This window comes from Bacteroidota bacterium, from assembly GCA_034723125.1.
Taxonomy (GTDB): Bacteria; Bacteroidota; Bacteroidia; order CAILMK01; family JAAYUY01; genus JAYEOP01.
Map to the genome: position 1 here is coordinate 1 of JAYEOP010000176.1, position 14,833 is coordinate 14,833.

Sequence of the window (14,833 nt, forward strand, 5' to 3'; positions counted from 1 at the left end):
CACTTGGGTAGTAAGCAGTCTTCAGTCGGCAGTAAGCAGTCGGCAGTAAGCAGTCGGCAGTGAGCAGTCGGCAGTGAGTAGTTAATTTGTAAGTAAAATGAGAAATGAGAAATGAGAAATGAGAAATGAGAAATGAGAAATGAGAAATGAGAAATGAGAAATGAGAATTTAAGATTAAGAACTAAAGACTGAAGACTGGAGACTGAGGACTGGAGACTGAAGACTAATTAAAAAAAACTATGAACGTATTAAAAAAGGTATTCAAATTTTATATTGACGGTTTTAGAAACATTGGTAAACTTGGAGTTAAAATGTGGATAATTATTGGTATTAAGCTCTTTATAATGTTTGTAATTTTAAAGATTTTTTTCTTCCCTAATTTTTTGAATTCAAAATTTGATTCAGAAGAAGATAAGGGAAATTATGTAATTGATTTATTAACTAAAAATTAAATGTATGGAAAATTTTGACATGTCTCTGGTGGATTGGTCAAGGGCACAGTTTGCTCTTACAGCTATCTATCATTGGATTTTCGTTCCACTAACACTGGGATTATCTTTCATTGTTGCATTTATGCACTCAATGTATTATAAAACCGGATTGGAAAAGTGGAAAACCACAACACAATTCTGGATGAAAATATTCGGAATTAACTTCGCAATTGGTGTAGCAACCGGAATTATCCTCGAATTTGAATTTGGCACTAACTGGTCAAACTATTCATGGATAGTAGGAGATATTTTTGGTGCTCCACTTGCAATTGAAGGTATCTTGGCATTCTTTCTTGAATCAACATTCATTGCAGTAATGTTTTTCGGTTGGAATAGAGTTAGTAAAAAATTCCACATGTTGTCCTCTTGGTTTGTTGCCGTAGGCTCAAATCTTTCGGCACTGTGGATATTAGTAGCTAATGCTTGGATGCAAAACCCTGTAGGAATGAAATTTAACCCTGATACAGCTAGAAATGAAATGGTTGATTTCTGGGCAATTTTACTTTCACCTTCTGCAGTACATAAGTTTTTACACACAATTTCAAATGGTTACGTAGTAGCATCATTGTTTGTAATTGGCATTAGTGCATGGTTTCTTCTTAAAGGAAGACACACTGCTTTTGCCAAAAGAAGTATTTTGATTGCCTCTAGTTTTGGATTAATATCGGCACTTTTTGTTGCCTTAACAGGTGATGGTTCTGCTTCTGATGTTGCCAAAACTCAACCTATGAAATTTGCTGCTATGGAAGGTCTTTATGAAGGTGGAGAAGGTGTTGGCTTAATAACTATTGGTATGCTTACACCTGGGAAAAAATATGATGATGACAAAAATGATTATGTTTTTGCATTAAAAATCCCAAAGCTATTGTCTGTTATGGCACAGAAAGATAAGAATGCTTATGTTCCCGGTATAACAAATATTATTGAGGGTGATGAAGAATATGGTATAATTCCTATTGAAGAAAGAATGCAAAAAGGTAAAACTGCAATAGCTGCTTTAAAAGCTTACAAAACTACTGAAGATGAAGAAATAAAGAAAGAAGCTTTAACAACTTTTGAAAAAAATTATGATCATTTTGGTTATGGATTTTTACCCGATAAAGAAACTGCAATTCCTAATGTTTCTTTAACATTTTACAGCTTTCATTTAATGGTAGCCTTAGGATTTTACTTTATTCTAATATTTGCTTTATTTTTATTCTTCTCAATGAAAGATACTCTTGAAAAGAAAAAAGTTTGGTTAAAAATTGCATTTTGGTCAATTCCGCTCGGCTTCATTGCATCTGAATTAGGTTGGATTGTCGCTGAAGTTGGTCGTCAACCATGGACTATTCAAGACCTTTTGCCAACTATGGCATCAACATCTCATTTAAGTACTTCATCAGTCCAAACGACTTTCTGGTTATTTACTGTTTTATTCACCGTTCTATTAATTGCTGAATTCAAAATTATGATTCATCAAATTAAATTAGGACCTAAAGAAGAAAGGAGTTAATTATGTTTGCAAATATATCATATCTCGCATTACAACAATATTGGTGGATAATAGTTTCGCTATTAGCATCATTATTAGTATTTTTAATGTTTGTTCAAGGAGGGCAAACCCTCTTGGGTCAATTATCAAAAAATGTAAAAGAAAGGTCTTTACTGGTTAATTCAATTGGTAGAAGATGGGATCTTACTTTTACTACTCTTGTAACATTCGGAGGAGCATTTTTTGCTTCCTTTCCTTTGTTTTACTCAACAAGTTTCGGGGGTGCATATTGGGTTTGGATGCTGATATTGTTCAGCTTTATTATCCAAGCTGTATCCTACGAATATCGAACAAAGGCAAATAATTTTTTAGGAAGAAAAACTTATGACACCTTTTTATTTATAAATGGTGTTTTGGCAACAATTTTAGTAGGCGCTGCAGTAGGAACATTTTTTACAGGTTCCGAATTTTCAATTAATAGATTAAATATCACAAATCCTGCTGATCCTGTTATTTCAAGATGGGAAAATGCAACTCACGGACTTGAAGCAGCTTTGAATATTACAAACTTAAGTCTTGGTTTGGCAATTTTCTTTTTAGCACGCGTATTAGCATCTCTGTATTTTATTAACAATATTGATGATGATACAATTGTACAAAGAGCTACAAAGCAAGTTAAAATGTGTGCAATACCTTTCCTTGTGTTCTTCTTATTATTTGTTGGATTAATTTTAACAAAAGAAGGATTTGCAGTTAATCCTGAAACAAAGGAAGTATTTATGGAAAAATACAAATATTTGTATAACCTAATTCAAATGCCATGGGTATTAATTCTATTTTTACTTGGCGTTGTTGGTGTTTTGTACGGTATTTTTCTCGGAGCTTTTAAAGTTTCAACTAAAGGTATTTGGTTTGCTGGTGTAGGAACGGTTTTAACGGTTTTTGCAACGCTTATGCTTGCAGGATTAAATAATACTGCTTTCTATCCGTCAACTTTTGATTTACAAAGTTCTTTAACGATAGAAAATGCATCCTCAAGTAGATATACTTTATCTGCTATGAGTTATGTTTCTATTTTGGTTCCATTTGTAGTTGCCTATATTTGGTATGCATGGAAATCTATAAATAAGAAAAAAGTCAGCTATCAAGACATTGAAAATGATAAAATGGCTTATTAAATAATATGAACTAAACCGCTGTTAAATGTGATAGCGGTTTAGTTTTAAGGGAGGTTCTATAAATACATTCGCATTAAGATTTTCAGAGTTTTTTATAGACAATGAAAATTTTTGAAGCAATATCGGGATAATGTAAAAAAATTTGAAGAAGTATATGAAAAACTCTGAAAACCCTTTGGGAACAAAGATAATAAACAATCTGACTGCGTTAAAATTTTTCTCAATAGCTTGTGCCTCCGCTAAAGCTTTCAGCGACACGCGGACGGCTATTCAGAAAAATTTGTGCCTTGCATCTTATTCATTATCTTTGTTTCTTAAAAGAAATGTATTTATAGAACCTCCCTTGATTTTTAGCAAATTTTAATAAACAATTTAAATTTAAAAAATTATGATAAGTTCAATTATATGGATAATAACCTGGCCTATTTTAATAACAGTTTTTTATCAATTAACTAAATACTTTTTAAAAAAACTGAAATATTACGAATAGTTTTTTTTACAAAATAATTGATTGGGATTAAATTCATAATTGAAAAATCTTTTTAGTGTCTCTAAGAAACATTTTTAATTTTGTAGAGTTTTCTAAGAGATACTATTTAATCTCACAATACATTTTCTCAAATTTATGCAATTGTAATATTTATTTTTTCATGAATAAATATTACTTTTGCATAAAAAAAATAATAAAAATGAAAGCAAAAAAAATTAAAGAAAACATTTATTGGGTAGGTGCAATTGATTGGGATGTACGTAATTTCCATGGCTATCTTACTCAAAAAGGAACAACCTATAATGCATATCTTATTATAGATGAGAAAATCACATTAATAGACACTGTAAAATCGTCCTTTACAAATGAGATGCTGGCACGTATTTCAAATATTATTGACCCATCAAAAATTGATTACATTGTATCCAATCATGTTGAAATGGATCACTCAGGAGCTTTACCAAAAATGATGGAACTTGCTCCTAATGCAACAATAGTAACTTGCCCGAATGGTGATAAGGGTTTAAAAGCTCATTACAAGCAGGATTGGAATTTTAAAATAGTAAAAACAGGAGATAAGCTTTTACTTGGCAAAAAGTCTTTGGAATTTGTGCTAACTCCAATGGTACATTGGCCTGACAATATGGTTGCATTTATGCCTGAAGAAAATATATTATTTTCAAATGATTCTTTCGGACAGCACTATGCTTCATCAGAAAGATTTGATGATGAATGTCAACCTGATATTGTAATAGAAGAAGCAAAAAAATATTACGCAAATATTGTTCTTCCTTATGGCAAGCAAGTTCAAAAAGAATTGGAAGTAGCATCTACACTCGATATAAAAATGATAGCTCCTAGTCATGGAATTATTTGGAGAAGTAATTTAGACAAAATAATTCCATTATATCAGAAATGGAGTAAAAACGAAACGAAGAAAAAAGCTATTATTGTTTATGATACTATGTGGCATTCAACCGAAATTATGGCTGATGCCCTAATGGAAGTCTTTGAAGAAAAGGGTTTTAGTATTTTAATGAGAAACCTTCAGGTTAATCATATTTCAGATATTATGACAGAAATTCTGGATGCCGAATATATTTGTGTAGGTTCTCCGACCTTAAATTCGACAATGATGCCATCGGTAGCAGGATTTCTTACATACATGAGTGGACTTGCTCCCAAAAACAGAAAAGCAATATCTTTCGGTTCTTATGGCTGGGGAGGCAAAACTATGAACGAAATAAATATATTTTTTGAAAAATCAGGATTTGACATTATTGCAACTGAAAAAATAAAATATATTCCAGGCAATGAAGAATTGCAAGGGTTTAAAAAATTAATATCTGATAAAATTTCATAAATTTCAATTACAAATAAAAAAAGATAAACGGATGAAAAAATTCAACTCAACTAAGGAAATACTCGATTTTGCAATTAAAGGGGAACAAGATGCAATTGATTTTTATGCTAATTTATACAAGAAAGCAAAACATGAACATATCAAAGAAGTTTATAAAGAATATATTGCAGAGGAACAATCTCATAAAAGTAAACTTCAAAAATTAAAAGCTGAAGGGAAATTAAATGTTATTGAATCAAAAATTACCGATCTTAAGATTTCTGATTACTTAACAGAACAAGAGCCTAATGATGATATGAGCTACACAGAAGCATTGATAGTTGCTATGCAAAAAGAAAAAGCTGCATTCAGGTTGTATTCAGATTTAGCTGAATTAACTGACGATGTAGAATTGAAAAAAACATTTACTTTTCTTGCAAATGAAGAAGCTAAACATAAACTAAAATTTGAAACAGAATATGACGATAATGTTCTTAAAGAAAATTAGTATTCATGTTTTTTTTTGCAGAAAATATATAAAGGACAAAAACTGCCACAGACGAAGTCTGTGGCAATTAATCTTTTCCAGTTTATCTGGGTTAAGTAGTTCCATTGTTGAAATAAAAATGTAACAAGTTAGAAATTAGCTACAAAATAAATCTTTTTTAATTAAAGTAGGAACAATTTTTGTAATCCTGCACTTTTTATTTAATCTAAATAGCAATAAGATGAAAGTATATAAAGTATCGGAAGAATGTATTGGTTGTAGAGCTTGTGTAGAAGTTGCAACTGATAATTATGAAATAAATGACAACAACATTGCATACTTAAAAAAGCAACCTGAAAACGCTAAAGAAGAAGAGCAATGCGAAAATGCACTTGAAACTTGCCCTGTTGATGCCATTTCGTCAGATGAAAAAAAGCAAGAAAGTTCAGCACAAGTAATTTTGGCAAGTTCCAATATTAAAGTAACTTTGGATAAATTTCCGGAATTGAAACAAGTTTTAGTGAATTTATCACCAAAATTTAAACGAATGCAAAATCCTGCTTTGTATAACACCCTTGCTCGTTTTGCAAATTTTAATGATGCAGCAAAATTAACAGGTATTTCAGTTTGCGAAATTTTACACACCATTAACGATTATATTGGTGTTGAAGAAAAACTAATTAGCAGTATGCCTGAATGTATTAAAAAAGATAAAGAAGAAATAGAAAAGAAAAGTATTGCTATTAATTGGGAAGAAAGTAATGAAAGATACATTTACAACAATGACACAGTTGAAGAACTAATTAAAAAAGTTTCGGATTTACAAGCACAACAAAACATTATAATTATTTCAGTTGAAAAGCCAAATGAGTTATTAAAAGTAGCTCAAGGTTTAGATTATATTTTCAATATAGAAAAGCATAAAGAATATAGAATTTCAATTTTTAATCCTAAGAAAGAAGAAAAAGCACTTCCTTGGAAAGACAGAAAAGAAGATTTTGAAGTTCTTGATGTACGAACAATGACTACTGATCCTTTTGATGTTATTATTAAAAAAGCCTATAAAATAGAAGAAGACAGTGGTTTTACTCTTGTACAACGCTTTGAACCACATCCGATAATAAATATGCTTTCGGAAATGGGTTATGAACATTTTACTGAGCAAAAAGCTACTGGAGAGTTTTTGATATATTTTCATAAAATACCTACTACCAAAGAAAAAACGGGAGAATCATCTGCCAAAGTTGATGTAGTAATTCAGTCTGCAACACCTGTTGCTTACCCTGTTATTATGAAATTACTTCAATCTGAAAAAATAAGAAAAAGTATTAATATCAAAGAACTTAAAGTATGGGAAGAAACAGAAAAACATCTAGCATGGATTACAAACGGAAAAGCAGATATTAGTTTTTCAGCATTAATTGTTGCCGCAAAATTGAAAAATAGCGACATTAAAATACCTGCACTTTTTGTCTGGGACAATTTTGTTTTACTAACTCGTTACAAAGCAGATAAATTTGAAGATATAAAAGGAAAGGATATTTATACTCCTTTGTTCGAAGAAGCACCACCTGCAAAAATCACAAAATATTTAATTAAAGCAAGTGGCTTAAATCCTGATGATTTTAAATTTGTTTTCGGAAAACCATTTGGCAGACCTGAAGAAATTTATAGAGATTTTGTTACAGGTAAAGCTGATACAGTAATTCTTCGTGAACCGGAAGCAAGCTATGCAATAAAAATTATGCAAGACCGTGGTGAAGAAATTTCTGTTATTTCTTTTAATAAAATATGGAATGAAATAAACAAAGGTTTTGGAAGTTTTCCCAATGCAGGATTAGTGTTAAAAGGAGAATTTGCCAGAAAACATCCTGAATTAACAAAAGTATTTTTGGAAGAATTAAAATTTGCAATAGACTGGGTAAACGAAAATAAAAAAGCTTCAGCAGAACTGTCATTTGACATGATGCGTCAACCTGTTGATAGAATAGAATTATTTTTAGACAGGGTAAATTTTGAATACGTAGAAGGCAAAAAATTAATCGATAAAGTAAAACAGTATTTTGACATTTTAAATGAGCATGAAATTGTGGACATGAAAATGGATGATGAATTTTTCGAGGTTTTTAAAATGGACTAACTCTATAAAATGCTTCGAATTTATTTTTTTTGTTTTTTTAAAGTGGGTTCAGATGTTTTTGAATTTACCTTTAAAAGCTTGATGTTTGATTAAATGAAATTATCTTAAATTTGTGTTCTCATAAATTTAGCTGTTAATAAAATTATGAATAATAATCAGAAACTAAAAGAATTTTTACAAGAAAAGAAAAGCATTTTAATAACTACTCATGTTCGTCCTGATGGTGATGCAATTGGCTCTTCGCTGGCACTTTATATTTTCCTAAAAAATGCAGGACATAAAGTTATGTTGGCTTTTCCTACAAGCTATGCAAGTGTTTACAATTGGTTTCCTGAAATTAATGAATCAAAAGTTTTTTCTTCTGACGAAAAAGAAATTTTAAATTTTACTGAACAAGCAGATATTATTTTTGTTGTTGATTTTAATCAACTTAGCAGAAACGGAGACTTCGGGAAAATTCTATCAAAATCAAAAAAAACAAAAGTGTTAATTGACCACCACCCCGAACCGGAAGATATTTTCGATTATCATTTTTGGACTACAAAGTATTCTGCTGCTGCTGAGGGTATTTATGATTTTATTAAACTTATTGATGAAAACGGAATTAAAAACCTTGATATTGCAACTTGCCTTTATGCAGCAATTGTTTTTGATACAGGCTCATTCAGATATCAATCCGTAAGTAAAAAAACTCATACCATTACTGCCGATTTATTTGAAGCAGGAATTGACCACGACAAAATTCAGCAACACGTCAACGATAATTTTACTGAAAATAGAATGAAACTTTGGGGATATTGTCTTAATGATAAATTGACAATTTTACATAAAAGCAATGCCGCTTATATCAGTCTTTCAAAAGAAGAATTTGCCAATTTTGATGCAAAAGCAGGTTACACAGAAGGTCTTGTAAACCTACCTCTTGGAATAGAAAATATTGAAATCTCAGTACTGATTGTTGAAAAAGAAGAACAGATAAAACTTTCATTCCGTTCAAAAACTAATTTTCCGGTTAATAAATTTGCTAAGCAATATTTTAATGGTGGAGGGCATAGGAATGCAGCAGGTGGAGAAAGCAAATTGAGTTTAGAAAAAACAATTAAGCTTTTTGAAGAAAAAGTGAAGTTGGAAATGGGGGAATATAGCTTGTAGCTTAAGGGGACTTCTAATAATTCCTTTCTTTATTCACGATAACGTTTTATTTATCCTGCAAATAATCAAAAGTTTCATAGCCTTTTGTATTGTTAATTATATTTTTCTTTGTAATTTTGCTTTTAGATTTTTAAGCACAGTTAATTATGAGAATTTTACTCTCTTTTCTAATTATATTATTTGTATTACCAACTTTTGCACAAAGAAAAGAAAAACGAATCTTTGAACTGACTGTTGATGAAAAACTGCCTAATCTGGCATTAAATCAATTTTATAAATTTTGGCAAAATCCGGCATTTTCCGGTTACGAAAAAAAACAAAATATTCAATCCTTTTCAGAAATTTCATATCCTTTTGAATCATTTGTATATAAATATGATATCAATGGAAAAACAAAAGAAATAAAATTGCACCATCCGATAAAATATTTTGCAGGCTATGATGCCGCACTTTTTAAGAAACGAAAATTTGCTGCAGGTATATTTTTTTCACATCAGAGAGAAGGTTTGAAATATTCAAATTTAGCAGGTATTTCATTAGCTTATAAATTCAATTTCAATACTTCAAATAACTTACGGCTCGGTATATCTTCGTCAATCAATAAACAATACTTTGATTTTTCACAATCAACTTTTGGAGACCAAATTCATTCAGAAAAAGGTTTTATTTATCAATCATGGGAAACGGAATATATTAATGATTACAACAAAAATGCATGCTTTTGTAACTGGAATTTTAGTTTCATTTACAATCTGAAGAAATTGAATATAAGTATTGCAGCAATAAATTTCAATAGACCTATTAATTCCTTTTTTAATAATCCTGTTGCTGTTTTACCACGGTTTTACGATTTTTCAATGATATATAAATTTAGCTTGTATCAGAAAATAAAGTTATATCCAGCAATTCGGGTACAATGGCACTATCCTGTTTATAGTTTATATGATATTTCAATTTATACAATATTTTCAGAAAGACTGATGATAGGTTCAGGTTACTATTTTACTTCTGAAAATTCAGGTTCATGTAATTTAAATCTTGGAATAAATTTGAATGATAAAATTCAATTTAATACAAGATGGTCAATTGTTACAAATAAAGATATGCAGGAACTTGGAAAAATATCAAACATTGATTTAGGTTTACTTTATCAATTTGGAAGAACAAAACTTAATCTTATAAAATGAAAAGGCTTTTAATATTATTAATTTTCTCAATACTGATTTTTTCATCCTGTGAAAAAGATGAAGATTATTTGCCAAACACAAAACAAGTATCTGTAAATGGCAATTTAAGTATTGAACTTGAAGAAAATATGATATTGGTTTTGGATGCGACTCATCTTCAGGCAACCGGTTATTTATGGCAACCGACAAAAGATACTACATCTGCTATCTCAGTAAAAATACCCGGTGATTACAAAGTTTTTATATTCAATCAACAAAATATAATTGATTCGTTTAGTATTAATATTTTCTCACGATACCCAATTTTATTCATTCCGAATTCATTTACACCAAATAGTGATGCACTTAATGATTGTTTCTTTATTGAAGGCTTTAACATCAAGAAATTTGAAATAATTATTTTCAATCAGGATCAGGTTGTGGTTTTTAAATCGGATAAATTTGGCATACATAATTACTGGGGTGGATATTTTAATGGTGAAATCTGCCCACAGGCTTACTATTATTATATCATAAAATATTCGGGTTCTGATAATAAAGAAAGAATAAAAAAAGGAATGGTTCATTTGGTCAGGTAATTTGATATTAGTTTAGATACTAAGCATCAGATATATACAATTATCTTGTAAAACTTTGTTTTTTTTACAAAGTTTTATTTTATTCTCGCATTTACGGTATTCGATATTCCAACATTCCATTATTCTCCCAAAGAGATGAAAATAATATAATTTTACAATTATCCATAAATTCAGACTTCCTGACTTCGGAGGATTTTATCCTGACACTTTTCTTAATTCTTGGTATCACTTCAAGCTATTTTATTCCACGCATAAGTGCCTTTTAATAAATATATTACAATGTTTATTGATAAATATTTCCTGACACTTGTGTGCAACATTGTGTCATTTTTAAAATCCTGATTCTTTACAATATATTTATAACTAATATGCTACAAAACATACATTTATGTAAAATGGAGAATTCCTATATCAGGAAGTCTGAATTTCAAAAATAGTGAATTTTTAACAGCTTAGGGTCATGGCTATTTTATAATCTATGAACTAAACGAAGTGATATCACAGCCTGCCCCGATTTTTTTCGGGGAACACCATTAAAATTAAATAATAATGTGAGTAATCTGTCTTCGACAGACGTAGTCCTACTTCTATTACACTTAGCATGTCTTCGACAGACGAAGTCTGTAGCAAATTTGATTACCCACAGTATTTGACATAGAATCAAAGAAATGAATTGTTAGAACTGCCCTTTTTTAATAAAAAAAACTACCTTTGCAAAAATTTTTTTATATGAATAATATTACATTTTCGATAATTAAACCAAATGCTGTAAAAAGTAAATTTGCAGGGAAAATCATTGACGAAATACTACAAGCTGATTTTGAGATTATTGCGTTAAAAAAAACACGTTTTACAAAAGAACAAGCATTAACATTTTATGGAATTCATTCAGATAAACCATTTTTTGACTCATTAATTGAGTTCATTACATCAGGTCCTGTTTATGTTCTTGTTTTGAGAAAAGACAAAGCAATAGAAAAATTTAGAAATTTTATCGGACATACTGATCCTGCAAAAGTAGAGCATGACAAAATTAGATATAAATATGGAAAAGATATTACAATGAATGCAATCCATGGTTCTGATTCTGATGAGAATGCTAAACTTGAAGCATCATATTTCTTCTCTGAATTTGAAAGAGTTTAAGACAACCCTCTTTAAATCTTATGTACAATGATAGAAAAACAAGCTAATCCGAGTAAAAAGAAAGACAGGACAAAAACATTGCTGTTTATTTTTATAATCCTTCTTTTAGGGTCAAATGCTTTTCTTTTAGTAAAACTTAATCAAAAGAAAAATGTTGAAGAAGATTTGCTTGAAACAACTGAACTAAAAGAACAGCTTGCACAAGAAGTTGCTGACTATAAAGATAAAGTTGAAGAATATCAGGGTACAGTGTATGAAAAAGATTCTTTGCTTCAGGAATATGATAAGCAAATGAAAGAAAAAGTTGCAGAAATTGAAAAACTAATTCAGCAAAAAAGAATTACAAGATACAGATATAATAAAGCATTAGAAGAAATTAAAAAGCTTGAATATTATACAAAAAAGTATCAAAAACAAATTGACGAACTCAAAAAAAAGAATAAAAAACTAACAGAAGAAAACGTAAATCTTAAAACAGGAATTAAGGAATACAAAAAAGAAGTTGATAATCTGACTGACGAAAATGTTGAGTTATCCAACAAAGTTAACTTAGGTTCAATGCTCAGAACTAACACAATATCTATCATAGGTCTTAAAGAAAAATGGCTAAACGATAAACTTACAGAAACCATGAAAGGCAAAAAGATGATAGCTATAAAAATGGTTTTTTCTTTTAAAGATAATATTCTTGCAAAAAAAGGTGATAGAGAGTGTTACATTAAAATTATTAATCCCAAAGGAGAAACACTTTACCTTGAAGAAAGAGGCTCCGGGCAATTTCCTTATCAAGGCGAACAATCACTTTATACTTTAAAATCAACAATAAATTTTTCTAATGAATCCGATAGCTCCTACACTGTTGTTTGGGACAGAGGCTCTGAATTTGAACAAGGCAATTATCAGTGTCAGGTATTTAATAATGGGGTAAAAATCGGAGCAAAAAAATTTGAAATTAAATAAAATTAAATTAATAATCAGTTAAAAAAATTATGGCAGCGATAGGAACAATCAGAAAATACTCAGGATTTGCAGTAGGATTAATAGCTTTAGCTATTATAGCATTTATACTAAGTGATGCATTAACAAACAATTCAAAACTATTCAATTCTAACAAAACAAATGTTGGAGTAATTGCAGGACAAGAGATATCTTACAAATATTTTAAATCAAGGTTTGATGAAGAATTAGATAAATACAAACAAAGACAAGAGATAGAAACCATTGATGAGCAAACGAAAGTACAGTTAAGAGATGAAGTATGGAAAAAATTAGTAGATGAAATTATTTTTGAAAAAGAATATAATGACCTCGGAATTTTTGTTTCTGCCGAAGAACTTACATACATTGTAAATGGTCCTAACCCTCATCAAGCGGTACAACAATTTTTTGTTGATTCAAATAATCAATTCGATAGAAGAAAGTTAGTAAGTTTTTTGAAAAATATGGATCAGTACCCTGAAGTAAAAGCAATCTGGCTTAATTTTGAAGAAGAACTAGAAAAAGAAAAAGTCAAAAAGAAATATCTAAGTTTAGTAAAAGCAGGATTATATGTTACTGATGTTGAGGCAAAAGATGATTATTATTCGACTAATAAATACGCTAATATCGACTACATCACTTTACCTTTAAAATCAATTGCAGATAGCACAATTAGTACTACTGAAAAAGAAATAAAACATAAATACAATGAAATAAAAGAGCTTCATGAAATAGAAGAATCAAGAAGTTTTGAGTTTATTGTTTTTGAAGTATTACCTACAAAAAGTGATACTTTTGCTCTTTTCGATAAATTAGAGAAGTTTAAAAAAGAATTTAAAAATAATGAAAACGATTCCCTTTTTGTAGAAGTAAATAGTGATGAACATTTTGACACCATTTACCATCACCGTGGATATTTTACAGAAGCTATTGACAAAGCATATTTCGACAACAATTTTGAGGATACCATCATTGGTCCTTACATTAGTAATAATTTTATTAAAATTGCAAAACTAATTGAAATAAAGGAAGATACAATATATTATTACAGAGCAAGTCATATTTTAATTGATGCAGCTGGAGATACAGACCAAGATACTTTAGATGCATTTAAAAAAGCTAGAGAATTGATGGCAGGTATTAAAAACGGAGACGATTTTACAATGGTTGCAATGCGTAACAGCAAAGACAAACAAAGTGCAATTAAAGGCGGAGACCTTGGCTGGTTCAAAGATGGAGCAATGGTAAAACCTTTTAACGATGCTGTAAAAAAACTTAGCAAAGGAGAAATGACTGTTGTTAAATCTCAATTTGGAATACATATCGTTAAACTTACAGAAGAAAAATCCAATAAATTAATACAAATAGGAATTATTTCTAAAGAAATAGAACCTTCAGGACAGACACACAAAGATGTTTACGCTCAAGCTGTTAAATTTAGAGGCAACATAGAAACTAATGAAGAATTTCAAAGGTCTGCAAATGAAAGTGGTTTTAGCAAAAGAATTGCAAATGAAGTACATCCTGACGAGCCTGAAATTCCCGGACTCAACAATTCGAGAAAATTAATAAATTGGGCTTATAAGGCAAAATTAAATGAGCTTTCAAAAATTATTGAATTTGATGATAAATTTGTTGTTGCAGTTATCACTGAAATAAATGAAGAAGGACCGGCACCTCTTGAAAAAATTCGTGATGTTGTTGAAGGTGAAATAATAAAAGGAAAAAAACAAGAGATTCTTAAAGAAAAACTCTCGGAAGCAATAGCACAAAATACTACGATTGAAGGAACAGCTAAAGCACTAAAGCTTACTGTTGAAAACTTACCGAATGCAAGTTATAAAGTAGCAATTTTATCAGGCATAGGAGAAGAAAGATATCTTATCGGATATATTTTCGGCTCAGAACCTGGTTCATTGTCAGAACCTATAAAAGGCAATAACGCTATTTTTCAATTAAAACTAAATAGCTTTTCGGAAGTTGAAGAACCAAAAGATTTAATAGAAATAAAAAATAAACTTATTTCAAATCTTCAGGGAATGTCTCAGTTTGAAACTATGGAATCACTTAAAGATGCAGCTAAAGTACAAGACCTAAGATATAAATGGTTTTAAACAAAAAATCTTCTGAAATATCTGAGTTATTTTGCTGGGAAAGAACGCTTTAGCTTCTAAAATTAATAAAAACACT

At 29.9% G+C, this 14,833-nt stretch carries 13 protein-coding genes; all 13 read left to right on the top strand.

What is annotated here, in order from left to right; translation table 11 throughout:
- The first annotated feature begins 239 nt into the window (after positions 1-239).
- Complete coding sequence (locus U9R42_05280) at positions 240-452, top strand: DUF4492 domain-containing protein (protein MEA3495431.1); 213 nt, start codon at positions 240-242, stop codon at positions 450-452.
- Positions 453-456: 4 nt separating this feature from the next.
- Positions 457-1,986 carry a cytochrome ubiquinol oxidase subunit I gene (locus U9R42_05285; GenBank protein MEA3495432.1) on the top strand — a complete coding sequence of 510 codons (1,530 nt, stop codon included), beginning with the start codon at positions 457-459 and terminating at the stop codon, positions 1,984-1,986.
- Between the two features lie 2 nt (positions 1,987-1,988).
- Positions 1,989-3,143, top strand: a complete 1,155-nt coding sequence (cydB, locus tag U9R42_05290) for a cytochrome d ubiquinol oxidase subunit II (protein ID MEA3495433.1) — start codon at positions 1,989-1,991, stop codon at positions 3,141-3,143.
- 154 nt (positions 3,144-3,297) lie between these two features.
- Positions 3,298-3,507, top strand: a complete 210-nt coding sequence (locus U9R42_05295) for a hypothetical protein (protein MEA3495434.1) — start codon at positions 3,298-3,300, stop codon at positions 3,505-3,507.
- Between the two features lie 325 nt (positions 3,508-3,832).
- On the top strand, positions 3,833-4,996 hold the full coding sequence (locus U9R42_05300; protein MEA3495435.1) for an FprA family A-type flavoprotein: 1,164 nt from the start codon (positions 3,833-3,835) through the stop codon (positions 4,994-4,996).
- Positions 4,997-5,027: 31 nt separating this feature from the next.
- The gene (locus U9R42_05305) at positions 5,028-5,483 is read left to right on the top strand and encodes a ferritin family protein (GenBank protein ID MEA3495436.1); all 456 of its coding nucleotides are present in this window, start codon (positions 5,028-5,030) and stop codon (positions 5,481-5,483) included.
- 220 nt (positions 5,484-5,703) lie between these two features.
- Positions 5,704-7,602, top strand: coding sequence for a ferredoxin (locus tag U9R42_05310; protein MEA3495437.1), 1,899 nt, complete (start codon positions 5,704-5,706; stop codon positions 7,600-7,602).
- Between the two features lie 144 nt (positions 7,603-7,746).
- A complete protein-coding gene (locus U9R42_05315; protein ID MEA3495438.1) occupies positions 7,747-8,754 on the top strand; it encodes a bifunctional oligoribonuclease/PAP phosphatase NrnA in 1,008 nt (335 codons plus the stop codon).
- A 146-nt stretch (positions 8,755-8,900) separates the two neighbouring features.
- A complete protein-coding gene (locus U9R42_05320) occupies positions 8,901-9,941 on the top strand; it encodes a type IX secretion system membrane protein PorP/SprF (GenBank protein MEA3495439.1) in 1,041 nt (346 codons plus the stop codon).
- Complete coding sequence (locus U9R42_05325) at positions 9,938-10,519, top strand: gliding motility-associated C-terminal domain-containing protein (protein MEA3495440.1); 582 nt, start codon at positions 9,938-9,940, stop codon at positions 10,517-10,519. The genes U9R42_05320 and U9R42_05325 overlap by 4 nt, the downstream gene beginning before the upstream one ends.
- 729 nt (positions 10,520-11,248) lie before the next feature.
- Entirely contained in the window at positions 11,249-11,665 is a 417-nt protein-coding gene (locus U9R42_05330; protein MEA3495441.1) for a nucleoside-diphosphate kinase, read from the top strand.
- Between the two features lie 27 nt (positions 11,666-11,692).
- A complete protein-coding gene (locus tag U9R42_05335; protein ID MEA3495442.1) occupies positions 11,693-12,625 on the top strand; it encodes a hypothetical protein in 933 nt (310 codons plus the stop codon).
- A gap of 29 nt (positions 12,626-12,654) precedes the next feature.
- Positions 12,655-14,757, top strand: coding sequence for a SurA N-terminal domain-containing protein (locus U9R42_05340; protein ID MEA3495443.1), 2,103 nt, complete (start codon positions 12,655-12,657; stop codon positions 14,755-14,757).
- Positions 14,758-14,833 lie beyond the last annotated feature (76 nt).